This window comes from Streptomyces sp. NPDC000983 (assembly GCF_040299205.1).
GTDB lineage: Bacteria > Actinomycetota > Actinomycetes > Streptomycetales > Streptomycetaceae > Streptomyces.
The window spans coordinates 152,935-177,699 of record NZ_JBEPBM010000013.1 but is presented as its reverse complement, the minus strand read 5'-3'; the positions used below and the strand labels follow the sequence as shown (position 1 = coordinate 177,699).

The 24,765-nt window shown below is 74.0% G+C and carries 23 protein-coding genes; 9 read left to right on the top strand and 14 right to left on the bottom strand.

Annotated elements, in window-relative coordinates; all coding sequences use genetic code 11:
* Positions 1-51: 51 nt before the first annotated feature.
* The 6 genes from ABT296_RS17610 to ABT296_RS17585 all read right to left on the bottom strand — a co-directional run bounded on the left by ABT296_RS17610 (position 52) and on the right by ABT296_RS17585 (position 5,404).
* Positions 52-1,290 (bottom strand): hypothetical protein, encoded by a 1,239-nt coding sequence (locus ABT296_RS17610; RefSeq protein WP_351928233.1) that lies wholly within the window; start codon positions 1,288-1,290, stop codon positions 52-54.
* A gap of 26 nt (positions 1,291-1,316) precedes the next feature.
* On the bottom strand, positions 1,317-2,384 hold the full coding sequence (locus tag ABT296_RS17605; RefSeq protein ID WP_351928138.1) for a hypothetical protein: 1,068 nt from the start codon (positions 2,382-2,384) through the stop codon (positions 1,317-1,319).
* Positions 2,381-3,382 (bottom strand): hypothetical protein, encoded by a 1,002-nt coding sequence (locus tag ABT296_RS17600; RefSeq protein WP_351928136.1) that lies wholly within the window; start codon positions 3,380-3,382, stop codon positions 2,381-2,383. Before ABT296_RS17600 ends, ABT296_RS17605 begins: the two co-directional genes overlap by 4 nt.
* 28 nt (positions 3,383-3,410) lie before the next feature.
* Entirely contained in the window at positions 3,411-4,103 is a 693-nt protein-coding gene (locus tag ABT296_RS17595) for a peptidase (protein WP_351928134.1), read from the bottom strand.
* A gap of 191 nt (positions 4,104-4,294) precedes the next feature.
* Positions 4,295-4,810: an ATP-binding protein gene (locus ABT296_RS17590; protein WP_351928132.1), complete on the bottom strand. Its 516-nt coding sequence runs from the start codon at positions 4,808-4,810 to the stop codon at positions 4,295-4,297.
* 216 nt (positions 4,811-5,026) lie between these two features.
* Complete coding sequence (locus ABT296_RS17585) at positions 5,027-5,404, bottom strand: STAS domain-containing protein (protein ID WP_351928127.1); 378 nt, start codon at positions 5,402-5,404, stop codon at positions 5,027-5,029.
* A 239-nt stretch (positions 5,405-5,643) separates the two neighbouring features.
* Here ABT296_RS17585 and ABT296_RS17580 point away from each other — a divergent pair, with 239 nt between their 5' ends.
* Both ABT296_RS17580 and ABT296_RS17575 read left to right on the top strand, forming a co-directional pair.
* Positions 5,644-6,549, top strand: coding sequence for an RNA polymerase sigma factor SigF (locus ABT296_RS17580; RefSeq protein WP_351928125.1), 906 nt, complete (start codon positions 5,644-5,646; stop codon positions 6,547-6,549).
* Between the two features lie 201 nt (positions 6,550-6,750).
* The gene (locus ABT296_RS17575; protein ID WP_351928123.1) at positions 6,751-8,241 is read left to right on the top strand and encodes a ricin-type beta-trefoil lectin domain protein; all 1,491 of its coding nucleotides are present in this window, start codon (positions 6,751-6,753) and stop codon (positions 8,239-8,241) included.
* A 46-nt stretch (positions 8,242-8,287) separates the two neighbouring features.
* Here the strand turns inward: ABT296_RS17575 and hutI are convergent, their stop codons facing one another.
* The 4 genes from hutI to hutU all read right to left on the bottom strand — a co-directional run bounded on the left by hutI (position 8,288) and on the right by hutU (position 13,921).
* Positions 8,288-9,460 (bottom strand): imidazolonepropionase, encoded by a 1,173-nt coding sequence (gene hutI / locus ABT296_RS17570; protein WP_351928121.1) that lies wholly within the window; start codon positions 9,458-9,460, stop codon positions 8,288-8,290.
* A gap of 20 nt (positions 9,461-9,480) precedes the next feature.
* The gene (locus ABT296_RS17565; RefSeq protein ID WP_351928231.1) at positions 9,481-10,821 is read right to left on the bottom strand and encodes a formimidoylglutamate deiminase; all 1,341 of its coding nucleotides are present in this window, start codon (positions 10,819-10,821) and stop codon (positions 9,481-9,483) included.
* Positions 10,812-12,014: an allantoate amidohydrolase gene (locus ABT296_RS17560; protein WP_351928119.1), complete on the bottom strand. Its 1,203-nt coding sequence runs from the start codon at positions 12,012-12,014 to the stop codon at positions 10,812-10,814. Before ABT296_RS17560 ends, ABT296_RS17565 begins: the two co-directional genes overlap by 10 nt.
* A 242-nt stretch (positions 12,015-12,256) precedes the next feature.
* Positions 12,257-13,921: a urocanate hydratase gene (gene hutU / locus ABT296_RS17555; RefSeq protein ID WP_351928117.1), complete on the bottom strand. Its 1,665-nt coding sequence runs from the start codon at positions 13,919-13,921 to the stop codon at positions 12,257-12,259.
* Positions 13,922-14,068: 147 nt separating this feature from the next.
* Between hutU and ABT296_RS17550 the strand changes: the two genes are divergently transcribed.
* The 5 genes from ABT296_RS17550 (at position 14,069) to ABT296_RS17530 (ending at position 17,866) form a co-directional block, all read left to right on the top strand.
* Positions 14,069-15,448, top strand: a complete 1,380-nt coding sequence (locus tag ABT296_RS17550; RefSeq protein WP_351928115.1) for a type III PLP-dependent enzyme domain-containing protein — start codon at positions 14,069-14,071, stop codon at positions 15,446-15,448.
* Between the two features lie 244 nt (positions 15,449-15,692).
* Positions 15,693-16,103: a hypothetical protein gene (locus ABT296_RS17545; protein WP_351928113.1), complete on the top strand. Its 411-nt coding sequence runs from the start codon at positions 15,693-15,695 to the stop codon at positions 16,101-16,103.
* Positions 16,100-16,978 (top strand): transcriptional regulator, encoded by an 879-nt coding sequence (locus ABT296_RS17540; protein WP_351928111.1) that lies wholly within the window; start codon positions 16,100-16,102, stop codon positions 16,976-16,978. The genes ABT296_RS17545 and ABT296_RS17540 overlap by 4 nt, the downstream gene beginning before the upstream one ends.
* 19 nt (positions 16,979-16,997) lie before the next feature.
* A complete protein-coding gene (locus tag ABT296_RS17535; RefSeq protein ID WP_351928109.1) occupies positions 16,998-17,477 on the top strand; it encodes a roadblock/LC7 domain-containing protein in 480 nt (159 codons plus the stop codon).
* Between the two features lie 14 nt (positions 17,478-17,491).
* Positions 17,492-17,866, top strand: coding sequence for a beta/alpha barrel domain-containing protein (locus ABT296_RS17530; protein ID WP_351928107.1), 375 nt, complete (start codon positions 17,492-17,494; stop codon positions 17,864-17,866).
* Between the two features lie 94 nt (positions 17,867-17,960).
* Here ABT296_RS17530 and ABT296_RS17525 read toward each other — a convergent pair whose 3' ends face one another.
* From ABT296_RS17525 to ABT296_RS17515, 3 genes are all read right to left on the bottom strand, one after another.
* On the bottom strand, positions 17,961-18,545 hold the full coding sequence (locus tag ABT296_RS17525) for a hypothetical protein (protein ID WP_351928105.1): 585 nt from the start codon (positions 18,543-18,545) through the stop codon (positions 17,961-17,963).
* 88 nt (positions 18,546-18,633) lie between these two features.
* Positions 18,634-19,494, bottom strand: a complete 861-nt coding sequence (locus ABT296_RS17520) for a MurR/RpiR family transcriptional regulator (RefSeq protein ID WP_351928104.1) — start codon at positions 19,492-19,494, stop codon at positions 18,634-18,636.
* Positions 19,491-20,996 (bottom strand): aromatic amino acid ammonia-lyase, encoded by a 1,506-nt coding sequence (locus tag ABT296_RS17515; RefSeq protein ID WP_351928229.1) that lies wholly within the window; start codon positions 20,994-20,996, stop codon positions 19,491-19,493. Before ABT296_RS17515 ends, ABT296_RS17520 begins: the two co-directional genes overlap by 4 nt.
* Positions 20,997-21,191: 195 nt before the next feature.
* Here ABT296_RS17515 and ABT296_RS17510 point away from each other — a divergent pair, with 195 nt between their 5' ends.
* Positions 21,192-21,614, top strand: a complete 423-nt coding sequence (locus ABT296_RS17510; protein WP_351928227.1) for a hypothetical protein — start codon at positions 21,192-21,194, stop codon at positions 21,612-21,614.
* A gap of 348 nt (positions 21,615-21,962) precedes the next feature.
* Here ABT296_RS17510 and ABT296_RS17505 read toward each other — a convergent pair whose 3' ends face one another.
* On the bottom strand, positions 21,963-23,351 hold the full coding sequence (locus tag ABT296_RS17505; protein ID WP_351928102.1) for a cystathionine beta-synthase: 1,389 nt from the start codon (positions 23,349-23,351) through the stop codon (positions 21,963-21,965).
* Positions 23,352-23,513: 162 nt separating this feature from the next.
* Between ABT296_RS17505 and ABT296_RS17500 the strand changes: the two genes are divergently transcribed.
* Complete coding sequence (locus ABT296_RS17500) at positions 23,514-24,548, top strand: SGNH/GDSL hydrolase family protein (protein WP_351928100.1); 1,035 nt, start codon at positions 23,514-23,516, stop codon at positions 24,546-24,548.
* Positions 24,549-24,765: the final 217 nt, after the last annotated feature.

The following is a 24,765-nucleotide window of genomic DNA, read 5'->3' as shown; positions in this document are numbered from 1 at the left end:
TTGCGGGGCCGCCGCGACCCTCCCGGGTCGCGGCGGCCCCGTCGCCGTTCGTCAGCGTGCCCTGCGCCCCGGCAGGAACGTGAAGACGGCCGCCCCGAGCAGCACCGCCGTCCCCGCGACCAGGCCCAGCGCCTTCAGCGCCCCGTCGCTCCCGGCGCCCGTCTCCGCGAGCCCGCCGCCCGAGGCCGTACCGCCGCCCGCCGTGCCGCCCCCGCCCGCCGTGCCGGTGGAGCCGCCGCCCGACGCGCCGCCCTCCTGCTCGGTCGTGTCGAGGGTCAGGGAGACCTGCGACTTCTCAGGGGTGCAGGTCGTCGTGGTGCCCAGGGCCTCGATGGTCAGCACGCCCGGGGAGAGCGTCGACTCACCGCTGGCGCCCGGCCTGTAGGTGCCCTTGAGGTCCGGGATCTCCATCGGGTCGCCCGACTTGATCGGTTCGGCGTTCGTCGGCCCCTCCACATGGACGGTGCCGGTGTCGGCGCCGCCGAGGGCCACCTCCATGGACGGCTTGACCGAGTCGGCCGGGATGTCGGCGGGGCTGTCCATCACCGACTTCTTGAACTGCACCGTCAGGTCGAAACTGCCACCGTTCCTCCTCGCGTCGATCTGCACGGGCGAGGTCGCGTCCTTGTCGCCGATGGGCGTCTTGCAGGCGTAGGCGACCTGGACCTCCTTGCCGGTGAAGTCGGTCTGCCCGCCGCCGCTCTCGGAGGCGGACGGCGAGGGGCTCGGCGAGGGGCTCGGCGTCGGGTCGGGTGTCGGGTCGGGTGTCGGCTGCGACGGGCTGCCGTCCCCGGCGGCCACCGTGATCGTCGCCGCCGGCTGCACGGCCTCCTCGGGGGTGCACTTGGTCTGCGTCGACATGACGTCGATGGCGTAGGCGTCCGGTGTCAGCGTCACCTCGCCCGGCGCCGTCAGCTTCAGCGTGCCCTTCATCGCGGACAGCACCATGGCGCCGCCCTTGGGGATGGCCGGGTTCTCCCGCGGTCCGCTCATCGCGAGGTCCGCGGTCTGCGCGCCGGCCGCCCTGAGCGTGCCGGTGGGCTGCACCGAGTCGGCGGGCAGGTCGATGAGGTCGGGGTTCTTGGAGGCGGCCTGGACGAAGGTCCACACCACCTCGACCTCGTCGCCCACCTTCGCCGTCGCGGGCGCGGTGATCTCCACCTTCGTGGTGCCCCGGACCGGCGGCAGGCCCGAGATCGACGGCGGCACGCACTTGGTCGCGTAACTCACCTCCGCGGCCCGGGCCGGACCTGCGGCCAGGCCCAGCAGCACCACCGCCGCCGCAGCCACGGCCGGCACGGCTCTCCTTCGCTTCCTCACGTGGGTCCCTTCCTGGTGGGGGTCGCCCGGCTCGTCGGGCTGTCGTCGTGCGGTGCGGAGAGCCGGCCCGCCGTCCCCGGATCGGCGTCCGGGGTGAACCACGGCAGGGTCGGGGAGATCGAGTGCCGGGCCTCCCGGCGGGGCCTCGGCCCGGGGAGGCGCAGGGCGAGCCCGGACAGCCGCGGCGGGCGCCGGCGGGTCCGCGGCCGGGGCCGGATCCGGTCCACGGCCGCCATCCCGGCGCGGAACAGCGCGGCCGGGACGACCAGGCAGGCCAGGATCCAGAACAGGGTCACGCCCCAGGGGCGGCCCACGCCCCAGGGCTGCTCGGCCATCACCTTGCCGCCGTACTTCAGCGAGACGGTGTAGTCGCCGTGCGCGCCGGCCGCCAGCTCGACCGGCAGCTCGATGCGCGCCTTCCCGCCGGGCCGGACCGTGCCGCGCCACTGCTGTTCCTGCCATTCGGGGGCGAACACCCCGTGGGAGGTGCCCACTTGGAACACCGGGTTCTTCACCGCGGCGGTGCCGATGTTGCCGACGGTGAAGACCAGGGTCCGGGCGGGCGGGGCGCCGAACCAGGTGAGCAGCCCGCCGGAGCCGTCGAGGCGGGTGTCGGTGAGGACGGACAGCCGCCCTCCGGAGGCGTCCGCGGGCAGCGGTTCCACGGCGTGTCCGGCCACCTGGAACACCGCGTCGGCCTCGGCCCGGGCGCCCTGCACGGTGGCGACGTGCACCACGCACGGACAGGGCACCGGCGGTTCGGCCACCGGCAGCTTCCGGCGGAACCGGCCCTCGGCGTCGGCCGTCACGGCCCGGCCGTCGGCGTTGGCGCAGGAGTCGGTGCCGCCGGTCACGCCCGTCGCGGGCACCGACTGGCCGCACACCAGGATCATCAGCAGCGCGCGGGGCCGCCAGCCCTCCCCGGTGACGGTGATCGAACCACCGGTGCCCGCCTGGGACTTGGAGAGGGTGACGGTGGGCGGGTCGGCCGCGGCGGCGGGCGCCGGGAGCAGCGCGAGGAGCAGCAGCACGAGGAGCGCCGAGGTCCGTACCCGTCCGTTCACCGCACCGCTCCCGTCGACTCGGCGTCCGTACGGGGTGGTTCGCCCGCGGGACGGGCACGGCGACCCCGGCGCCGTACGGCGAGGGTGACGCCCGCCAGCGCTCCCGCGCCGCCCGCGACCGGCCCCCAGGGCACGGACCGGGCCGACGCCGACGCCGTGTCGTGGGCCCCGCCCCCGGCGGTCACCGTCAGCCGGACCCGGGTGGTGCCGAGGGACGGGCGGTCCGGCCAGGGTTCGGTGAGCCGCAGCCGCCGGCCCGGCGGGAGTTCGGCGGCGAGGGTGCGCGCGGGGCGCTCCAGAACCGTGCCGAACACGCCGTCGGCGCGGACGGCGAGGCGGGGGACGAGGGTGGTGGTGCCGCGGTTGACGATCTCGTACGTGATGCGGTCGCCGCGCACCCGCACCCGCTCGACCGTCAGCGCGGACAGCCGGGGCACGTCGGCGCGCAGGTGCAGGGCGACCCGCTGCGAACCGCCGTCCTGGGCGCGGGCGGTGATGCCCGCCGAGCGGTCGGTGTCCGGGACGGTCACGGTGAAGGGGACGTCGGCGCGGGTCCGGGCCGGGACGCGGACCTCGGAGCGGGCGAGGACGATCCGCGCGCCGGTGCCGGTGAGGCGGACGGTGACGGGGCGGGCGCCCCGGTTGGTCACCGACACCGTGTCCGTCAGGGCCGCCCCGGGCGCGCCCTCGGCGTAGAAGGAGGGCCGCCCACCGCCGGCCGGCGCGAGGGACCAGGTCCCGGCGGCGGCCGACGCGTGCGCTCGGGTTCTGTCGGCGGCCGACGCGAGGGACCGGGTCCCGGCGGCGGCCGACGCGAGGGACCACCTCCTGTCCGCGACCGGCGCAAGGAACCATGTCCCGGCGGCGGCCGACAGGTGGGCCCGGGCCCCGTCGGCGGCCGACGCGTGGGGCCGGGCGGCGCCGGTGGCGGTCGCGGGTGGTGCGGCCGCCAGCAGGAGCAGCAGGGCGGGGGGCAGGACACGCGCGGTCAGGGACATCGGCGGCTCCAAGCGCGGTGCGGGATCGTCAGCGGCGTACCGGCCGGTGGCGTCGCGTCAGCCACAGCGCGCCCGCCGCGCCCGTGAGGAGCACGGTGCCGCCGAGGGTGCCGAGGGCGACCGCGGAGTCCAGGGGTCCGGTCTGCGGGAGTTCGGAGCCGGTGTCCGCCCCGGAGCCGGAGCCGCTCTGCGGGTCGCCTCCCCCGCCTCCGGCGCCCTCGACGTCGAGGGTGAGCGCCGGGCCCGGGTTGTTGGACGGGGTGCAGGTGGTGGTGGTGCCGAGCGCCTTGATGGTGAGCACCCCGGGGGTGAAGGTGACCTTGCCGGACTTCTTCGGGGTCCAGGTCCCCGTCAGGTCGTTGATCTTGATGGGGGTGTCGGCGGGGATCGCCTCCTGGTTGGCCGGGCCGGTCACGGTGAGCGTGCCGCTCTCGGCGCCGCCCAGCCTGATCGTGGCACTGGGGCTCATCGCGCCCTTGCCCAGCTCGACGGGGCTGGAGGAGACGCCCTTCTGCCAGGACATGGTGACCTTGTAGCCGCCGCCGCTCTTGACGCCCTTGATGTCGATGGGCGAGACGGCGCTCTTGTCACCGATCGGCGTCTTGCACTGGTAGTTGACGTCGACGACCTCGGCACGGGCGGCGGGGGCGGCCATGAGCACCGCCGAGCCGGCCAGGGCCGCGACGGACGCGAGCGCGGCGGTTCGATTCCGGTACGACACGGTTCCGCTCCCTCTCGATTCCTGACGGCACATCAGATCGGGCCGTCAAGGTACGCCCGGGGCGCAGAGGAGGGAAGACACGGCGCACGCCGGAGTTGTGACGATCCGGCGTGCGTGGAAGAGGGTTCGCGTGGAGGCGACGACCAGGGGGTGACCCGGAGTAACCTCCGGGCACCCGGCGGGCGGAGGGATCAGGCGGGAGCGCCGAGTTCGGCCCAGACGGTCTTGCCGGTGACCCCGGGGGTCCGTACGACGCCCCAGTCCAGGCAGAGCCGCTGCACGATGAACATGCCGTGGCCACCGGGGCGGCCCGCGCGGTGCGGGGTGCGCGGTGCGGGCTGGCCCGCGCCGCGGTCGGAGACCTCCAGGCGGATCACCTTGTTGTCGCAGGTGATGCGGAGCCGGTCCGGCCCTTCCGCGTGCAGACAGGCGTTGGTGACCAGCTCCGAGACGACGAGCAGCACGTCCTCGGCCGCGGCCCGCCGGTCGGCGGTGGCGGCCGGCAGCCAGCCCCAGGCGTACAGGGCCTGCCGGGTGAAGTCGCGGGCGAGCGGCACGACGCCGCTCTCGCCGTCGAGGTTCAGGATGCGGATCTGTCCGCCCGCCGACTGCTCGGACGGCACGGCCGAACCCTCGCCGGACACCCCGGAAGCGCCGCTGGGCTCGGGGCCGCGGTCGCCCGGCGAGTAGGGCCGGGTGGTGCTCATCAGCGCTTCACCTCACCGATTCACCAGTTCACGATTGAAGAAGTCAGTACTCAGATCCGGTCGGATTTCCCGCCGCCGCGACGGCGACCCGTTCAGGATGTCTCCTGCCCGGGCGGACCGGCGGAACACCCCCGGATTCGGCACGAATCACGTGACGTCCGGAGAGTGACGTTCCACCAGGGGCGACGGATGCGGCGCACAGGGCCGCGGCCCGGCTCAGTCGGCCTCGTCGGCCAGGGCGGCCGCGAGGCTGTCGTGGACGGTGAAAACCGCCTCCGCCCCGGTGATCTCGAAGACCCGCGCGACGACGGGCTGCATCGCCGCGAGGTGCACCCCGCCACCGGCCGCCTCCGCCTTCAGGCGGGCGCCGAGCAGCACGTTGAGCCCCGTGGAGTCGCAGAAGTCCAGCCGTGCGCAGTCGACGACCAGCCGACTGAAACCCTTGCCGAGGCAGTCGTCGAGGGGCTCGCGCAGCAGATCGGCGGTGTGGTGATCCAACTCACCCACCGGGATCACGACGGCGCTGGAGCCCTCTTCCCGCACCTCCACCAGAAGTCGGCCGGACTGTGCACTGCCGACTGTCCCGCGGTCCATGCCGTCTCTCACTCCTGACGTCGCGACTGTGACTGACGCCCTCGAACATTACGCCTTCTCCACAGTCTCCGACACCCGAACAACTACCCAGAAACGGACATTTCACCACAGAAAGCACTTGCGATGGGTTCGGGAAAGCGGGTAGGGCTAGTAGAGACACGTAAACCGACACGGCCGGCTTTGGAGGCGCCGCACACCGCAGTGCACGCACAGGCTTCGGCAGCCATATGCCGAGAACGATGGAGGACATCATGTCACCCCGGATCGACGCACCGCATACCCACGAGGCGACGTCGACATCTGCCCCGGAACAGCTGGATCCCATCGAGCAGGACGACGTACTCGCCGGTCTGCCGGACATCCCCCCGTACGACGAGGTGGGACCGGTGGACGCAAGGGCCCTGTCCAAGACCCTCTTCGCGCGGCTCCAGTCGCTGGAGGAAGGGACCCACGAGTACGCCTACGTCCGCAACACGCTCGTCGAACTCAACCTCGCGCTGGTCAAGTTCGCCGCCTCCCGGTTCCGCTCGCGCAGCGAGCCCATGGAGGACATCATCCAGGTCGGCACGATCGGCCTGATCAAGGCGATCGACCGCTTCGAACTCAGCCGCGGAGTCGAGTTCCCCACCTTCGCGATGCCCACCATCATGGGCGAGATCAAGCGTTTCTTCCGGGACACCTCCTGGTCCGTACGCGTACCGCGCCGGCTCCAGGAACTCAGGCTCGACCTGGCCAAGGCGGGCGACGAACTCGCCCAGCAGCTCGACCGCGCCCCGACGGTGGCCGAGCTCGCCGAACGCCTCGGGCTGACCAACGAAGAGGTCGTCGAAGGCATGGCGGCCTCGAACGCCTACACCGCCTCATCGCTGGACGCCCAGCCGGACGAGGACGACGCCGAGGGCGCGCTCGCCGACCGGATCGGCTACGAGGACCACGGACTCGAAGGCATCGAGTACGTCGAGTCGTTGAAGCCGCTCATCGCCCAACTCGCGTCCCGGGACCGCACGATCCTGTCGTTGCGGTTCGTCGCGGGCATGACCCAGTCGGAGATCGGCGAGGAACTGGGCATCTCCCAGATGCACGTCTCGCGCCTGTTGTCCCGCACCCTGGTGAAGCTGCGCAAGGGGCTGACCGTCGAGGAGTGACGGCACCCCGCGCGAACCTCCGCGACGCGCGGCACCCGTAAGACCTGTTGAGCGGCCCGGACCCCCTGGGGACCGGGCCGCCCGGCTTTTCCGCGCCCACGCCGCGAGTTACCGGCGGAAACTCTTTCCCCGGGGGCTCCCCGTCCCTCACCATGTGCCCTCATACCCGCCGGTAGGCGCGGGTTGCGAGGAGGCGAGTGCATGACGTGGGCCGACGAGAGTGACGCACGGCTGACGGAGCTGTTGCGGGGCGACTCGGCCACCGCGTACACGGCGCTCCAGGAGTTGCGCGCCCGTCACCGGCCCGCCGTGCTGGTGTACGCCCGACTCTGCGCCACGGGTGACACCGTGGCACGGCAGCTGGCCGGGCAGGTGTTCACCCTCGCGGCCCGCGAGACCTCGCGAGGCATCGACCCCGGCGGACCCTGGCGGCACCGGCTGCTGCTGCTCACCGGGCGGCTGGCCGCCTCCTGGGCCGCCGACGGGCGGGCGGCCGGCCTCGACCCCGGGCTGCTGCTGGTGCTCAGCACGGCGGAGCGGTCCGGTCCGGTGCCGCCCATGCTGGGCGCGTTCCGGTCGCTGACCGCCCGCGAGCAGGGCGTGCTCTGGTACGCCGTCGTGGAGCGCGAACCGGACGCCCGTACCGCCGCCCTCCTCGGCATCACCGCCGAGGACGTGCCCCGCGACACGGGTGCCGCGCTCCAGCGCCTGGGCCGTGCCTGTCTGCGCGCCCGCCTGGCCGCCTCCCCCGACCCCGACTGCCGTGACTTCCAGCGGCTGATCGAGGAGTCGGTACGGCCGGACGGTCCGCGTGCCAGCGCCGATCTGGACACCCACATGGCGCGCTGCGGAACCTGCACGGCCGCCCACGAGGAGCTGTCGGCACTGCGCGACGACCCGCGCGGGACGCTCGGCGAGGGCCTGCTGCCCTGGGCGGGGACGGCCTACGTCAGGGACGAGCCGGCGCCCGCGGCGGCGGAGCCCCGTCCCTCGGGCCGGCCGCTGTCCCGGCGCTTCGCGCTGATGTCGGCGGCGCTCGGGGTGGCGCTGGCGCCGCTGCTGTTCTTCCTGCCGGACCCGTCCGGCCCCTCGGGCCAGGCCCAGGAACCGGTGGTCTCGTCGGGCGGCCCGGTGGGCCCGCCGCCGGTGACCGTCACCGCCACGGTGTCGGCGACTCCGTCGCCCTCTCCCTCCAGGGCCTCCACGTCACCTTCCCCTTCCCCTTCCCCGACCAGGAGTTCGGCCGCCCCCACCAGGGCACCGAGCCCGACCCCGACCCCCGCGCACCGGCCGCCCGGTGCCGCGTACGCGCATGTGGTCAACGTCGCCAGCGGGCTGTGCCTGGACGTCCGCGACGGCGACTTCTCCAAGGGCACGGACGTCGTCACGGCACCCTGCACCTCCTCGCCCACGCAGGTGTGGCGGGTCGACTCCGGGCGCGGGGTCGTGCAGTCGTCCGCCGATCCCGACTTCTGCCTGGACAGCCGGGGTTCGGTGGAGCGCGGCGTCGGTATCTGGGAGTGCGACTCGGTGGACGGCGACAACGGCCGGAACCTGCGGTTCGCGGTCGACTCGCGCGGGGTCATCCGCCCGGGCATCTCCCCCGGCCACGCGGTGACACCGGCCGGCGGCGACACGGTGGCGCTGGTGCAGGAGAGCGGGGAGGCGGGGCAGCGGTGGCGGGCGGGGTGAGCGGGCCGGGCGCGGGGAGCGGGCGGGGCGGGCGGGAACCCGGTGGTCAGAGCTCGCGTACGCCCTTGCGCCACACCGCGCTGACCAGGGGCACGCCCGGCCGGTAGGCCAGGTGCACATGGCTCGGCGCGTCGAGCAGGACCAGGTCCGCGCGGGCGCCCGGGGCGATGCGGCCGACGTCCGTGCGGCGCAGGGCCGCCGCGCCGCCCGCGGTGGCCGACCAGACCGCCTCGTCCGGGGTCATCCCCATGTCGCGGACCGCGAGCGCGATGCAGAACGGCACGGACGAGGTGAAGGACGAGCCCGGGTTGCAGTCGGTGGACAGGGCGACGGTGACGCCCGCGTCGAGGAGCCTGCGGGCGTCGGGCCACTGGGCGCGGGTGGAGAACTCGGCGCCGGGCAGCAGCGTCGCGACGGTGTTCCCGGAAGCCAGCGCGTCGACGTCGGCGTCCGTGAGGTGGGTGCAGTGGTCGGCGCTGGCCGCGTCGAGCTCGACGGCGAGCTGGACACCGGGGCCGTGGGAGAGCTGGTTGGCGTGGACCCGGGGGTGCAGCCCCTTGGCCCTTCCCGCGGTGAGGACGGCGCGGGCCTGGTCGCCGTCGAAGGCGCCCTTCTCGCAGAACACGTCGATCCAGCGGGCGTGCGGCGCGCAGGCGTCGAGCATCTCGCCGGTGACCAGGGCGACATAGGCGGCCGGGTCGTCGGCGTAGTCCGGGGAGACGATGTGGGCGCCGAGGTAGGTGACCTCGTCGGTGTGGGCGGCGGCGATGCGCAGGGCGCGGGCCTCGTCCTCGGTGGTCAGGCCGTAGCCGGACTTGGTCTCGAAGGTGGTGGTGCCCTGGCGCAGGGCCTCGGCGAGGTAGCGGGTGAGGTTGGCCTCCAGCTCGGCGTCCGTGGCCGCCCGGGTCGCCGCGACCGTGGTGCGGATGCCGCCCGCGCTGTAGGAGCGGCCCGACATCCGGGCGTTGAACTCCTGCGTCCGGTCGCCGGCGAAGACCAGGTGGGAGTGGGAGTCCACGAACCCCGGCAGGACGGCCCGGCCCCCGGCGTCGACCCGGTTGTCGGTGGCGGGTGCTTTGCTTGACTCACCGGTCCACACGACGTGGTCGCCGTCGACGACGACGGCCGCGTCCTGGATCAGACCGAGAGGGGAACGGTCGCCGAGGGAGGGGTCGTTGGTGACGAGTGCGGCGATGTTGGTGATGGCTGTGCTGCTCATGGCGTCCTCGTGGGTGGTCGTCAGGCGCGGAGGGCTTCGACTGCCCGCGACAGGGCTCGCGGCACATCGGGGACGAGCGTGTGGGCCCCGTCGCGCACGATGTGCCGGCCCGCGACGACCGTGTGCCGTACGTCGGCCGCGGTCGCCGCGAATACGGCCGTCTCGGCGCCGAGCCGCGGCAGCGGCCCCGCCGTTCTGACCGAGTCCAGCGCGATCGTCGTGAAGTCGGCGCGGGCGCCCGTCTCCAGGGTGCCCAGGTCGTCCCAGCCGAGGGCCGCGTGGCCGTCGGCCGAGGCCGCCCGCAGGAGGGCCGCCGCCGTCCAGTGACCGCGGGTGCGGGTGCGCAGGCGCTCGTTCAGCTCCATCGCGCGCGCCTCCTCCAGCAGGTCGATGACGGCGTGGCTGTCGGAGCCGAGGGAGAGCGGGGAGCCCTCGTTCTGCAGGGCGACGGCCGGACCGATGCCGTCCGCGAGGTCCCGCTCGGTGGTCGGGCACATGCAGGTGCCGGTGCCGGTGCCGCCGATCAGGGAGACGTCCTCGGCGGTGAGGTGGGTGTTGTGGACGCCGGTGGTGCGCGGCCCGAGGACGCCGTGGAGGGCCAGGAGCTGGGTGGGGGTGCAGCCGTGGACCTCCAGGCACGCCTCGTTCTCGGCGGTCTGCTCCGACAGGTGCACATGGAGCGGGGCCCGCCGCTCCTCGGCCCAGCAGGCCACGGTCTCCAACTGGTCGGCGGGCACGGCCCGTACGGAGTGGATCGCCGCTCCGATCCGTGCGTGATCCCGTTCCTTGAGAACTGAACAGCGTTCGGCCCAGGCGTCCGCGCTGCCGTCGGAGAAGCGGAGCTGGTGGCTGTTGGGCGGCTGTCCGAAGCCGGCGGAGAGGTAGGCGGTGTCGAGGAGGGTGATGCGGATACCGGCGTCGGCGGCGGCCGCGATGAGCGCCTCGCCCATCGCGTTGGGGTCGGCGTAGGGGGTGCCGCCGGGGGCGTGGTGGAGGTAGTGGAACTCGCCCACTGCCGTGATCCCGGCGAGCGCCATCTCGGCGTACACGGCCCGGGCGAGGGCGTGGTAGCTGTCCGGGGTGAGCCGTCCGGCGGTCGCGTACATGACCTCGCGCCAGGTCCAGAAGGTGCCGGAGCCGACCTGGACGGTGCCGCGCAGGGCGCGGTGGAAGGCGTGCGAGTGGGCGTTGGCGAGCCCGGGGAGGGTGAGTCCGCGGAGGACCTCGGCGCCGGGGGGCGGCGCCGGGGTGCCGGTGCGGACGGCGGTGATACGGCCGTCGAGTACGTCCACGGCCGTATCGGGCTCGACATGGGTGCCGAGCCAGGCCTGCTCCAGCCAGTAGGTCCGGGTCACGGGCAGGCCAGTCCTTCCAGTACGTCGGCGAGTGCCAGCACTCCGGCGACGCAGTCGTCCTCGGCGGCGAACTCGGCCGGGGAGTGCGAGACACCGGTGGGGTTGCGCACGAACAGCATGGCGGTCGGGATCGTCCCGGACAGGATTCCGGCGTCGTGTCCCGCGCCGGTGCCGAGGACGGGCACCGTCAGACCGGTGTCCTTGCCGAGGATGCGGGCCAGTTCGTCGCGCAGGGCGTGGTCGAACTCGACGACGGGGGTGAAGGACTCCCGGACGATGTCGAGGGCGATGCCGTGGGCCTCCGCGTACTCGTGGGCCGCCCTCTCGATGCCGCCGACCACCTGGTCGAGGCTCGCCTGGTCCTGGGCGCGGGAGTCGAGCCAGCCGCGCACCAGGGAGGGGATGGCGTTGACGCCGTTCGGCTCCACGGAGATCTTGCCGAAGGTGGCCACGGCACCGGCGAGTTCCGCCTCCCGGCGGGCGGCGAGCACGGTCTCGGCGTACGACAGCATGGGGTCGCGCCGGTCCACGAGCCGGGTGGTCCCGGCGTGGTTGGCCTCGCCCCGGAAGTCGAACCGCCACCGGCCGTGCGGCCAGATGGCGCTGGCGATGCCGACCCGGTCGCCGCTCAGGTCCAGCGCCCGTCCTTGCTCGACATGGAGTTCGACGAACGCGCCGATCCGGGAGAGCCGCTCGGGGTCCGGCCCGATGGCCTCGGGGTCGTAGCCGGCGGCCTCCATGGCCTGCGGGAGGGTGACGCCGTTGCCGTCGGTCAGCCGGTGGGCGGCGTCCACGGTGAGCTGCCCGGCGGCCAGCCGGGACCCGACGCAGGCGAGCCCGAACCGGGCGCCCTCCTCGTCACCGAAGTTGACGATGGCGAGGGGCTTGCCGAACTCGGCTCCCCGGGAGCGCAGTTCGTCGAGCGCGGCGAAGGAGGACACGACGCCCAGGGGCCCGTCGAAGGCGCCCCCGTCGGGCACGGAGTCCAGATGCGACCCGGTGACCACGGCGTCCTCGGCACCGGGATCCCCGAGCCAGGCCCACTGGTTCCCGTTCCGGTCGACCTCGTACACCAGCCCCCGCGCCTCGGCCTCCCCCCGGAACCAGGCCCGACAGTCGACATCGGCCCCGGTCCAGGCATAACGCCGGTACCCACCGGACCCGGCATGCCGCCCCACGGCCAGCAGCTCCCGCCACATACCGTGAAAGGAGCTCCCACCCGACCCGGGCTGCGGTCCCCCAGGCTGCGGACCGCCGGGCTGCGGACGGCCGGGCTGCAGTCCCCCAGGCTGTGGGCAGTCGTTCCGCAGGGCGGAACGGGTGGGCACAGCCGGACCCGCGCCCGGCGACGAGGCACCCGCCCCCACCGAAGAGTCGCCGGCAGCCGGACCAGCGGCCGGCGACGAGGCGCCCGCCCCCACCGAGGAGTCGCCGCCCTCCGTCACGCGTCGTCACCCTCACGCATCGGCACCCGCACACCCTTGTCGCCCGCCACGGACTCCGCGATGTCGTACCCCGCGTCCACATGCCGGATGACCCCCATGCCGGGATCGTTGGTGAGGACCCGCCGGATCTTCTCCCCGGCCAGCGCCGTGCCGTCCGCCACCGTGACCTGCCCGGCATGGATGGACCGCCCCATCCCGACCCCACCGCCATGGTGGAGGGAGACCCACGACGCGCCCGAAGCCACGTTGACCATGGCGTTCAGCAGCGGCCAGTCGGCGATCGCGTCGGACCCGTCGAGCATGGCCTCGGTCTCGCGGTACGGCGAGGCCACCGACCCGCAGTCGAGGTGGTCGCGCCCGATGGCGAGCGGCGCGGCCAGCTCACCGCTGGCGACCATGTCGTTGAACCGCTCACCGGCCCTGTCCCGCTCGCCGTAGCCGAGCCAGCAGATCCGCGCGGGCAGCCCCTGGAAGTGGACGCGCTCCCCGGCCATCCTGATCCAGCGCGCGAGGGACTCGTTCTCCGGGAACAGCTCCAGCATCGCCCGGTCGGTCTTGGCGATGTCCGCCGGGTCACCGGAGAGCGCCGCCCACCGGAAGGGGCCCTTGCCCTCGCAGAACAGCGGACGGATGTAGGCGGGGACGAAGCCGGGGAAGGCGAACGCCCGGTCGTAGCCCGCCAGTCGCGCCTCGCCGCGGATGGAGTTGCCGTAGTCGAAGACCTCGGCGCCGGCGTCCATGAAGCCGACCATCGCCTCGACGTGCCGCGCCATGGACTCCCGCGCGCGGGTGGTGAACCCGGCCGGGTCCTTCGCCGCGGCGTCGGCCATGTCGTCGAAGTCGACACCGGCGGGCAGGTAGGCCAGCGGGTCGTGGGCCGAGGTCTGGTCGGTGACGATGTCGACCGGGGCGCCCTCGGCGAGCATCCTCGGCAACAGCTCCGCCGCGTTGCCGAGCAGGCCGATGGAGAGCGGGCGGCGGGCGTCGCGGGCCTCGACGGCGAGTTGGAGGGCGTGCTCCAGGGAGTCGGCCCTCACATCGAGGTAGCGGTGCTCGATGCGCCGTTCGATGGCGCGCGGGTCGCAGTCGATGCAGATCGCGACACCGTCGTTCATGGTGACCGCGAGGGGCTGGGCGCCGCCCATGCCGCCGAGGCCGGCGGTGAGGGTGATCGTCCCGGCGAGGGTGCCGCCGAACTTCTTCGCGGCGACGGCGGCGAAGGTCTCGTAGGTGCCCTGGAGGATGCCCTGGGTGCCGATGTAGATCCAGGAACCGGCGGTCATCTGGCCGTACATGGTCAGGCCGAGGGCCTCCAGGCGGCGGAACTCCTCCCAGTTGGCCCAGTCGCCGACCAGGTTGGAGTTGGCGATCAGGACGCGCGGCGCCCACTCGTGGGTCTGCATCACGCCGACCGGGCGGCCGGACTGGACGAGCATGGTCTCGTCCTGCTTCAGCCCCTTCAGCGTGCGGACCATGGCGTCGAAGGAGCGCCAGTCGCGGGCCGCCTTGCCGGTGCCGCCGTAGACGACGAGCTTGTCGGGGTGTTCGGCGACCTCGGGGTCGAGGTTGTTCTGGAGCATCCGCAGGGCGGCCTCCTGCTGCCATCCCAGGGCGCTCAGTTCCGTACCGCGCGGCGCTCGTACGGGGCGGGGTCCTGACATGGTCTGCCTCCTCGCGGAAAGTACTGCCGTTATTCACATCCTGACGCCCTGAATAGAGCTAGTCAATACAGGGGTGCGCCAGCGCGGGCGCGCCTCGGATGTTTGTCTGGATACGTGGTCTCGGGGAACGTCACGACGGGGGCGGCGATGAACGGTGCGAAGGACGGGCGGACGGACGGCGGCGAGCGGGCGGTCCGCCGGGACGAGGCGGTGCGGGCCGCCGTGGAGCGGGGGCTGCTGGGCCCGGACTCCCCCGTCGTGGGCCTGCTGGACGTCACCGGTATCCGGGAGTCGGCCGCGCGGCTGCGGGCGGCGTTCGACGCGGTCACCGCGCCGGGCACCCCGGTGCTGCACGCCTTCGCCGTGAAGGCGACCCCGCTGGTGCCGGTGCTGCGGCTGCTGCACGAGTCGGGGATCGGGGCGGAGGTGGCGAGCCCGGGCGAGCTGGAGCTGGCCCGCGCCGCGGGGCTGCCCCCGGAGCGGACGGTGCTGGACTCGCCCGCGAAGACGCCCGCCGAGCTGCGCCGGGCACTGGCGCTGGGCATCGCCGTCAACGCCGACAACCCGCAGGAACTGGCGCGCATCGACGCGCTGATGAGGTCGGCCCCGAGCCGCTCCCCGCTCGGGATACGGATCAATCCGCAGGTGGGCGCGGGTGCCATCGAGGCACTGTCGACGGCGACCGCGACCTCGAAGTTCGGGGTGGCGCTGCGCGACGAGGGCACGCGGGAGTGGGTGGTGCGGGCGTACCTGGACCGGCCGTGGCTGACCCGGCTGCACACCCACACCGGCTCGCAGGGCGTCCCGCTGTCCCTGATGGCCCGGGGGGTGGCGGAGGCGTACGCGCTCGCGGAGGAGATCAACGGCCGGGCCGGGCGCCGGCAGATCGACACCCTCGACATCGGCGGCGGTCTGCCGGTGAACTTCTCCTCCGACGTCACCACCCCGACGTACGCGCAGTACGCCCGGTTGCTGAGCGAGGCGGTACCGGGGCTGTTCGACGGGCGGTACGGGCTGGTGACCGAGTTCGGCCGGTCGCTGCTGGCCGAGCACGGCACGATCCTGGCCCGGGTGGAGTACACCAAGAGCGCGGGCGGGCGGCCGGTCGCGGTGACGCACGCGGGCGTCCAGGTGGCGACCCGGACGGTGTACGCGCCGGCGTCCTGGCCGCTGCGGATCGCCGCCTACGACGCCAAGGGCCGGCCCAAGGCGGGGGCCGAGGTGGTGCAGGACGTGGCCGGGCCCGCCTGCTTCGCGGGCGACCTGCTGGCCGAGGCGCGGGCGCTGCCGCCGCTGGAGCCGGGGGACCTGGTGGCGGCGCTGGACACGGGCGCGTACTACTTCGCCCACCACTACGCGTACAACTCCCTGGCCCGGCCCGGTGTCTACGGCTTCGCGCCGGACGGGCGCGGAGGTGTCGCGTTCGCGACCGTGCGGGAGCGGCAGGGCCTCGCGGAGATCGTGGCCGAGTCCGGCGGGGCGCACCCCACCGCCCTGACCACGCTCCGCGCACCCGGCCGCCCTTGACGCACTCCGGGGGCGCCGCGGTTCAACTGGTCCGTGAAACAAGCCGGTCGACTGGTTCGTGAAACAGGCCGGTCAACTGGTTCGTGAAACAGGTCGGTCGACGGGTCCGTGAACGGGGTCAGTCGACCCACCTTAGTCATCCGCAGCATGTTCCACCGGAAAATGCCAGATCCCTCACCCGCCGCCCACACGTTGCGTAGTTTCGCTGTCACTCAGCCGAACCGCAGGCGGGAGGGGAAGCAGCGTGCCCGGAATCGACGAGTGTCTGCTGGAGGCCATGCAGCTGCCCGGAGCCAGGGGCGCCGCACTGGTCGACTGGACCAGCGGGCTTGCCCTGGGCACGGTCGGCGAATCCCCGGGCGGCGACCCGGAGGCCAGCGCGGCGGAGGCGGCGGAGCTGGCCCGGCTGGCCGCCGAGCACCGGGCGTTCGCCCCCGCCGACGGCGCCGCCCCCGAGACCCCCGGCGAGGAGACGGACCCGCCCGTCGAGGACCTGATCCTCAGCAACCGGGACAGCTACCACGTCCTGCGCTTCGTGTGGACCTCGTTCGACAGCAGCGTGTTCCTGCACCTGTGGCTCGGCCGCGAGGAGGGCAACCTGGCGCTGGCCCGGATACGCCTCGGTGAACTGGCCGGACGGCTGGTGCTGGGATGACCACACTGCGCGCTGCCTCGGCCGCCCTGCCACCGCCCCGGCTGCCGGTACGGGACCGGAGCACCGCGGCCGAGCGGACCCCGCTGCGCGGGCTGTCGCCGATGCTGAGCCGGCTCGCCGCCGAGCGGGCCACCGGGGTCCTGCTGCGCGAACAGGGGACGCTGTACCTGGCCGAGGGCCGGGTGGTGCACGCCGAGAGCCCGGCCGCTCCCGGCCTGGACGTCCTGCTGACCACGCACGGCACCCTCTCCAGCGCCGCCTGGCAGGACGCCGTGGCCCGCGCCGACGAACGGCACGGCGCGGCCCGGCTGCTGGTCGACAGCGGCCGGCTCAGCCCCGGCACGCTGGAGCTGTGCCACCTGGGCGCCCTGTACGACGCCGCCTACTTCGCGCTCGCGCCGAGCAGCACCCCGGGCCGCTTCCGCTACGGCACCGGGCACTGGCTGGGGCCCGTGCACCCGGTGCCGGTGGCCGCCGTGGAGCGCGAGACGCTGCGCCGCCGCGACCTGCTGCAACGCATCTGGCCCGACCCCGGCACCGACAGCGCGCCGCTCACCCGCGCCGAGCCGCAGCCCGCGCTGCCGACGCTCACGACCCGTCAGCGGGCGGTCGTGGCACTGCTGGACGGGGCACGCACGGCGACCGACATAGCGCGGGTGCTGGGCCGCCCGGCGTTCCACACCCTGGTGGACATACGGCGGCTGGCGGCGGCCGGTGTCCTCGCCCCGCGTCCCGGGCGGCCGGCACCGGACCCGGCCGCCGGGCTGCCGAGGCTCCCCACCCGCCCCCGCCCGGCGCCCGCCGAGCGGCTGGCTCCCGACGACCCCGACGTCGCCCTGCTGAAGAGAGTCCGGGATGCGCTGGAGGCCCTTTGACCGACAGAGGAGAAACCTGATGGCCGCCGAGGCGCCGATACTCGACGAACTCCACCGGCTCAGAGCCCGCATCCCGCAGCTGACCGGCTCCCTCGCGGCCAGCGTCGACGGCCTCGTCGTCGCCGAGGACACCCCCGGTGTGGAACCGGAGGGCGTGGCCGCGCTGACCGCCGCCGCCCTCGGCGTGGCCGTACGGCTGAGCGACGTGACCGGCAGCGGAGAACTGCGCGAACTGCTCGTCCGCGGCCGGGACGGCTATGTGGCCACGTACGCGGCGGGCCAGGGCGCCGTGCTCACCCTGCTCGCCGGGGACGACGTCAGCGTGGGCCGGCTCCATCTGGAGGGCCGCCGCGCGGCGACCCGGATCGGGGAGCTGGTCGACGAGGCGGCACCCGAACCCAAGACCCGCACACCCGCGAGAGTGCCGGCCGCCCGGGCGAAGGCCCTGCGTGAACGGCGCACCGCACCCACCCATCCACGCACCACCACGGAGAGTTGAGAGGAAGTTCCATCATGGCCAACACCGAGACCTCGCTCAAAGAAGCGCTGACCTCGATCGAGGGCGCGACCGGCGTCGCGCTCGTCGACTACACCACCGGCATGGCACTGGGCACCATGGGCGGCAGCAAGAGCTTCGACCTGAACGTGGCCGCCGCGGGCAATACCGATGTGGTGCGCGCCAAGATGCGCACCATGGAACACCTCGGCCTCAAGGCCGAGATCGAGGACATCCTGATCACCCTGTCCGACCAGTTCCACCTCATCCGCCTGCTCAGCGGGCGCAGCGGCAACGGCCTGTTCATGTACCTGGTGCTCGACGCCAAGCGCGCCAACCTGGCGATGGCCCGCCACCAGCTCCGCAGGATCGAGCAGGACCTGGAGGTCTGATCCCGGGTCGCCAGCGCCTGTCGTCGGATTCGCGTCGTCCGCCCGCCGGGCCGACGGGAATCCGGCGACAGCCCCTGGAGGCCCGGCAGGCCCTCTAGGCGAGTGCCTCGGCGCGGCGGCGCGCTCCGCCCGGAGCCGCGTCGCCCGCCGCGATGCCGGTGCTGCGGAAGCCCTTCACCGCCTTGCCGGCCGGGCGGCCGCCGCGCGGGGTGAGCCAGTCCACCCGCACCCACAGCAGGGTGTCGGCGGCGTGTTCCCGGCGGCCGATCCAGGCGGACTTCAGCCACAGCCCGACGCCCGCCCCGGCGAGCAGCATCCCGCCCGTCGCGGGCACCGCGAACCCGCTGCCGAGGGCGCACAGGAACGCGAGCAGCAGCCACCGGCGGTGTCCCCGGCGCCAGACGCGCACGGTCACCGCGCGGTCCTGGAGCACATCGTGCTTGCCCGCGCGGGCCGCACCGTCCAGCAGGGCGCCGTAGCGCCGCCGTCCGCGGTACGCCACCACCGCCGCGGTGACGAGGAACAGCGCCGCTCCCGCCAGCACCCCGATCCGACGCCCCGTCACCCCCGGTACCAGTACGCCGATCCCGGCCGCACACAGCCCGAGCCACACCATCGGCGCCGCCCCGGCCCGTACGACGACGGCCACCCGAGCCAGTCCCTGACCTCCACGTGCCACGTCCGCCTCCTCGTCGTCCCGCACTTCGCGTGCCGGGGAGGTTAGCGGACCTGTGTGAGACGCGTCTGAGAACCGCGCCCCATCAGGCTCACTCCACGAACAGGCCCCGGGCCGCCGCCCGCGCGTCGAACTCCTCCAGGCGGGCCTGCGCGTCCGGCAGGTCGTCGCACATCGCCTCCAGCAGCACCCGGCCCAGCAGCATGGGCGCGCAGGCGGTGTCGAAGGCGAGCCCGGTGCCGACGGCGGCCGGGAGCAGCACGTCGGAGACCTTGGCGACGGGCGCGAAGGCGGAGTCGGCGACCGTCACCACGGCCAGCCCCGACTCGCGCGCGTGGGCGAGGGTGTCGAGGACCTCGCGCGGGTGCCGGGGCAGCGCGAAGCAGAGCAGGGCCGAGGCGCCGGCCCGGACGCAGGCGTCGATCCGGTCGTGGACCATCGTGCCGCCCTCGTTGAGCAGCCGGACGTCCGGATGGACCTTGGCGGCGAAGTAGGCGAACCCGTGCGCCTGGGCGGCCGCCGCGCGCAGCCCGAGCACCGGCAGCGGGCGGGAGGCGGCCAGCAGCCGGCCCGCCCGGTGCACCGGGCCCGGGTCGGCGAGCAGCTCCGCGAGGTGCCGCAGGTTCTCGATCTCCGCCTCGACGGCCTGCTGGTACTCGTTGAACGCGCCCGTGGCGGCGGCCGGTTCGACGGGCGCGACCTCGCGCAGGTGCCGGCGCAGGGCGGGGTAGCCGTCGAAGCCGAGGGCGACGGCGAAGCGGGTCACCGAGGGCTGGCTGACCCCGGCCAGCTCGGCGAGTTCGACGCTGGACAGGAACGGCACGTCGGCGGCCCGGCGCACCATGCTGTGCGCGATGCGCCGCTGGGTCGGGGTCAGCCGGTGCCCCTCGAACAGCGCCTGCAGCCGCGCCGCGGGAGTGTCCGCGGCCCTCGTGTTGCCGTCCGCGCTCATACGCCGTTCCCCCTCCAGATCTCCGTGAACCGGTCGAGCAGTCCCGCCGCCGCCGTCACGTCCCGTGTGAGCGGCCGGTCGGCCTGGTCCTCGTCGAGCACCGCCTCGGCCAGCTCCAGCGCCCGCGCCACCGGGAGCCCCGGGGCCGGCCTGAGATCGCGCTGGCGCAGCGCCCGTACGGCGGCGACGAGTTCGCAGCCGACGACGAGACGGTACGCGCCGCACGCGCGCAGGGTCTGCCGGGCGGCGAGCGAGGCGAAGCTGGCCAGCTCCTCGACGCCCCGGGAGAGTACAGCGTGGCCGAGGGAGGCGGGCGCGGAGAAGGCCCGCAGGTCACCGAGGGCGGCCGTGGCGGAGTACTCCAGGATCATCACGCCGGACGCGACGGGCACCTGGTCGGCGAGGAAGGGCCTGAGCCGGGTGTAGGCGGGTTCGTTGAGGGTGGAGAGCCGGGAGGTGGAGAGCCGGGCCACCTGGATCACCGCGAGCCGGAAGTGGTCCAGGGCGAGGGCGAGCTGGGCCTGGTAGAAGCCGCCGTGGTGGTAGGCGGCCAGGTCGTCCACGGCGATCAGGGGGTTCTCGGCGGCGGCGTTGAGCTCCACCGCGAGCACCGCCTCCAGGGCGTCGGCCGCGTCCAGCGCGGGTCCGTGTATCTGGGGCAGGCAGCGGAAGCCGTAGGGGTCCTGGATCCGGCCGAGCGGGGGTGCGGGGCGGTCCGCGGCGCCTGTCAGCTGCCGCATCCGGCGGGCCACCTCGGTGGAGCCGCGGTGCGGGCGGGCGGCGTGGACGGGGGCGGCGTACGGCTCGTGGGAGCCGTCGACGGCGAGCAGGGAGAGCGCGGCGACGACCTGGGTGGCGGCGACGAGCCCGCGCAGTTCGTGCAGGGCGAGGGCGGCCTGGCCGAGGGTGAGGGCGTTGCTGCTGATCAGGGCGAGGGCGTCGTTGTTGTCCAGCGGCTGCGGCGCGGGCGCGCCGGTGCCGCGCCAGGGGTGTTCCCCGGCGAGCGCGAGGCCGAGCTGGGCGAGGGCGGTGAGGTCGCCGGTGCCGACCGAGCCGAACTCGTTGACGACCGGGTGCGCCCCGTTCTCCAGCGCCTCGCACAGGGCGGTGACGACCGTGGGCCTCAGACCGGCGCCGCCGGCGAGCAGCTGGTTGGCGCGTACCGCGAGCATCGCCCTCACCTGCCGGGCGGGGAGTTCCTCGCCGATGCCGCCGGCGTGACTGCGCAGCAGGCGCAGCCCGTGTCCGGCGGCGGCCTCGGTGGGCACGTCCTCGTTGCGGTTGGCGCCGACCCCGGTGGAGCGTCCGTAGACGCGTCCGGTCGCGGCGATGTGCCGGGCGGCGTCCCAGGAGCGGGTGGCCCGCTTCATCGCCTCGTCCGCCGGGACGGGGCGGGCGGTCCCGTCCGCGAGCCGCACCACCTCGGCGACGGTGAGTTCCCGGCCGTCGAGGAGGACCGGGCCGCCGGTCACGGCCGCCGGCCCGTCCGCGATCCGAGGCATCGACACCACGCTCTGGACTCCCCTCACCCCGCACCGCCCATTCAAGCAAGGAGAACTCTGCATGAGGCCATACAGCCGGGCAAGCGGCGGCTCCCCCGCGCGGGCCGCGGGGGCGGTGCCGGCCCCCGTCCGGAGAGGGGGGATAGCCCCAGTGCCGGGGCCGCCGCCGCTCCCTACCGTGGTGCCATGACCGGAATGGACACACGGGACACCGAGCTGAAGAAGGAACTCGACGCCACCCTGCAGGCCCGCAGGGAACTGGGCGAGGAGTACGAGTCCGCGCTGGTCGACTCCTTCCTGGAGAAGGTCGACCAGCGGATCGACGGGGCGGTCGAGCGCCGGGTGCGCCGGCAGCTGGCCGAGCAGCAGATGGTGGTGGCCCGGGACTCCCGGTCACCGAGGCCGACGGACTCCTGGGGCGAGCGCTTCGGCTTCGGCATCGTCTCGCTGGTGCTGGCGATCCCGCTGTCCGGGATCGGCGGCGGGGTGGCGCATCTGCCGGGGCTGCTGGTCGCCTGGGCGGGGATCGTCGGCGTCAACGTCGTCCAGGCGGCCCGCTCCAACCCGGGCCTGTTCCGCCGGCGCAAGCCGCGCCGGGACGGGGACTGGGAGGACTGAGCGGGAGCGGTCGCCGCGTGAGAGGGATATGCGCGGGGACCGCCGCACCCCCGTTACCGGGGGGCGGGACGACGGCGGTCCCCGCGAGGGACGCTGACCGGGTCAGGGCCGGGCCTCGCGTCCGGCGTCCATGGAGGTCCGGGAGCCGCTCCGGAGGTCCTTGGACGTTCGGTGCCGGCCTGGGCGGGGAGCCGCTCCCGCCCCTGCCGACATCCACCAATGTGCCCGACGCGTGTTAAGCGTGTGCTGCGCGGACGTGACACGCTCGTACCACTTCCGCGAAGCGACGAAGGCTGTTGATCACCGTAAGTTCGCCGCCGACACGCCCTGTTCACCGCAGGTTCGCCGCTACTTCCCGCCCTTGGCGAGGAACGCCAGCAGGTCCTGGCGGCCGATCACCCCGGTGGGTTTGCCCTCGACGAGGACGATCGCCGCGTCCGCCGTGCCGAGCACGGTCATCAGGTCGCCGACCGGTTCTCCGGAGCCGACCTGCGGCAGCGGCGCGGACATGTGCTTCTCCAGCGGGTCGTCCAGCGAGGCCGCCTTGGTGAACAGGGCGTCCAGCAGCTCGCGTTCGACGACGGAGCCGATGACCTCGGCCGCCATCACGTCCGGGTGGCCCGCGCCTGGCTTGACGATCGGCATCTGCGAGACGCCGTACTCGCGCAGCACCTCGATGGCCTGGCCGACGGTTTCGTCGGGGTGCATGTGGACGAGGGACGGGATCGCGCCGTGCTCCTTGTCGTTGAGGACGTCGGCGACGCGGGCGCTGGGGCCCTCGTCCTCCAGGAAGCCGTAGTCGGCCATCCACTCGTCGTTGAAGATCTTGCTGAGGTAGCCGCGGCCGCTGTCCGGCAGCAGGACGACGACCACGTCGTCCTCGCCGAGCCGCTCGGCGACCCGCAGCGCGGCGACCACGGCCATGCCGCAGGAGCCACCGACCAGCAGGCCCTCCTCCTTGGCGAGGCGGCGGGTCATCTGGAAGGAGTCCTTGTCGGACACGGCGACGATCTCGTCGGCGACCGTGCGGTCGTAGGCGGTCGGCCAGAAGTCCTCACCGACGCCCTCGACGAGGTACGGGCGCCCGGAGCCGCCCGAGTAGACCGAGCCCTCGGGGTCGGCGCCGACGACCTGCACCCGGCCGTCACTGGCGTCCTTGAGGTAGCGGCCGGTGCCGGAGATGGTGCCGCCGGTGCCCACGCCCGCCACGAAGTGGGTGATCCGCCCCTCCGTCTGCTCCCACAGCTCCGGGCCGGTGGAGTGGTAGTGGGAGAGCGGGTTGTTGGGGTTGGAGTACTGGTCCGGCTTCCACGCGCCGGGCGTCTCACGGACGAGGCGGTCGGAGACGTTGTAGTAGGAGTCGGGGTGCTCGGGGTCCACCGCGGTGGGGCAGACCACGACCTCGGCGCCGTAGGCGCGCAGCACGTTGATCTTGTCGGTGCTCACCTTGTCGGGGCAGACGAAGATGCACTTGTAGCCCTTCTGCTGGGCCACGATGGCGAGTCCGACCCCGGTGTTGCCGCTGGTCGGCTCGACGATGGTGCCGCCGGGCTTGAGCGCGCCGCTCTCCTCGGCGGCCTCGATCATGCGCAGGGCGATCCGGTCCTTCACCGATCCGCCGGGGTTGAAGTACTCCACCTTGGCCAGGACGGTCGCCCTGATGCCCTGGGTCACGCTGTTGAGCCTCACCAGCGGGGTGTTGCCGACGAGGCTGATCATCGAGTCGTGGAATTGCACCGTTGTCTCCGGGATGCTGCAAAAGATGTGGTCACTAGTGGTTCCAGCCAGCCTATGACCTGAGCGACACCCGTGACGGTCGTTCACTCCTCGTTGGGATTGGGCCACGGTCCGTGCGGGGCAAGCAGTGGATGTACGGGTTCGAGGAGGTGACGGCGGGACATGACGAGCATGTCGAGGGCGCGGGCGGCCCGGCGCATCGCGACCGGGGCGGCGTACGGCGGCGGCGGGATCGGGCTGGCCGGCGCGGCCGCCGTGGGGCTGGTGCTGGCGGAGGCGCGGCTGGCCAGGCGGGCCGTGAACAGCAACGGCACGGCGCCGCACGCGCCGCGCGCGGAGGGCCGCTACGGCAACGGCTTCACCGTGGCGGGTGAACCTCCGCTCAGGCTGTTGCTGCTGGGCGACTCCACGGCCGCCGGCCAGGGCGTCAGACGGGCCGGGCAGACCCCGGGCGCGCTGCTCGCCTCGGGCCTCGCCGCGGTGGCGGAGCGCCCGGTGGAGCTGCGCAACGTCGCCCTCACCGGCGCCCGCTCCGACGATCTGGAACGCCAGGTGGCGGCCGCGCTCGCGGACCCGGGCCGGGTGCCGGACATCTGCGTGATCATGATCGGCGCCAACGACGTCACCCACCGCATGCCCCCGACCCGCTCGGTGCGCCACCTGTCCACGGCGGTACGGCGGCTGCGCACGGCGGGCGCCGAGGTGGTCGTCGGCACCTGTCCCGACCTGGGCACCATCGAGCCGGTCCAGCAGCCCCTGCGCTGGCTGGCCCGGCGGGCCTCCCGGCAGCTGGCCGCGGCCCAGACCATCGGGGTGGTCGAGCAGGGCGGGCGGACCGTGTCGCTGGGCGATCTGCTGGGCCCGGAGTTCGCGGCGAACCCGCGCGAGCTGTTCGGCCCGGACAGCTACCACCCCTCGGCGGAGGGGTACGCCACGGCCGCGATGGCGGTCCTGCCGACGCTCTGCGCGGCCCTCGGCCTGTGGCCGGCCGAGGAGGAGCGCCCCGACGTCGCGCGCCGCGAGGGCTTCCTGCCGGTCGCCCGGGCCGCCGCCGAGGCCGCTTCGGAGGCGGGCACGGAGGTCGCCGCGGCGATGCAGACGGGGCCGCGCGGGCCCTGGGCACTGCTCAAGCGCAGGCGCCGGCGGCGGGTCGGGGAGGCGGAGCCCTCACCCACCAGCACCTCGTCCGGCGTGTGAGGCAGAGCCTTCGCCCACCGGCACCTCGCCCGGCGCGTGAAGGCGCAGCCCTCACCCACCGGCGCGTCGTCCGGCGCGTGAAGGCGGAGACTTCGCCCACCGGCGCGGTCGCCCGGCGCGTGAAGGCGGAGACTTCACCCACCGGCGCGGTCGCCCGGCGCGTGAAGGCGGAGACTTCACCCACCGGCGCGGTCGCCCGGCGCGTGAAGGCACAGCC

Bases quoted from the DNA above. Each gene is read 5' to 3' on its own strand.
- ABT296_RS17600 (WP_351928136.1), bottom strand. From the start codon at position 3,382: ATGTCCCTGACCGCGCGTGTCCTGCCCCCCGCCCTGCTGCTCCTGCTG.
- ABT296_RS17590 (WP_351928132.1), bottom strand. From the start codon at position 4,810: ATGAGCACCACCCGGCCCTACTCGCCGGGCGACCGCGGCCCCGAGCCC.
- ABT296_RS17585 (WP_351928127.1), bottom strand. From the start codon at position 5,404: ATGGACCGCGGGACAGTCGGCAGTGCACAGTCCGGCCGACTTCTGGTG.
- ABT296_RS17580 (WP_351928125.1), top strand. From the start codon at position 5,644: ATGGAGGACATCATGTCACCCCGGATCGACGCACCGCATACCCACGAG.
- ABT296_RS17575 (WP_351928123.1), top strand. From the start codon at position 6,751: ATGACGTGGGCCGACGAGAGTGACGCACGGCTGACGGAGCTGTTGCGG.
- hutI (WP_351928121.1), bottom strand. From the start codon at position 9,460: ATGAGCAGCACAGCCATCACCAACATCGCCGCACTCGTCACCAACGAC.
- ABT296_RS17560 (WP_351928119.1), bottom strand. From the start codon at position 12,014: ATGTGGCGGGAGCTGCTGGCCGTGGGGCGGCATGCCGGGTCCGGTGGG.
- hutU (WP_351928117.1), bottom strand. From the start codon at position 13,921: ATGTCAGGACCCCGCCCCGTACGAGCGCCGCGCGGTACGGAACTGAGC.
- ABT296_RS17550 (WP_351928115.1), top strand. From the start codon at position 14,069: ATGAACGGTGCGAAGGACGGGCGGACGGACGGCGGCGAGCGGGCGGTC.
- ABT296_RS17540 (WP_351928111.1), top strand. From the start codon at position 16,100: ATGACCACACTGCGCGCTGCCTCGGCCGCCCTGCCACCGCCCCGGCTG.
- ABT296_RS17535 (WP_351928109.1), top strand. From the start codon at position 16,998: ATGGCCGCCGAGGCGCCGATACTCGACGAACTCCACCGGCTCAGAGCC.
- ABT296_RS17530 (WP_351928107.1), top strand. From the start codon at position 17,492: ATGGCCAACACCGAGACCTCGCTCAAAGAAGCGCTGACCTCGATCGAG.
- ABT296_RS17520 (WP_351928104.1), bottom strand. From the start codon at position 19,494: ATGAGCGCGGACGGCAACACGAGGGCCGCGGACACTCCCGCGGCGCGG.
- ABT296_RS17515 (WP_351928229.1), bottom strand. From the start codon at position 20,996: ATGCCTCGGATCGCGGACGGGCCGGCGGCCGTGACCGGCGGCCCGGTC.
- ABT296_RS17510 (WP_351928227.1), top strand. From the start codon at position 21,192: ATGGACACACGGGACACCGAGCTGAAGAAGGAACTCGACGCCACCCTG.
- ABT296_RS17500 (WP_351928100.1), top strand. From the start codon at position 23,514: ATGACGAGCATGTCGAGGGCGCGGGCGGCCCGGCGCATCGCGACCGGG.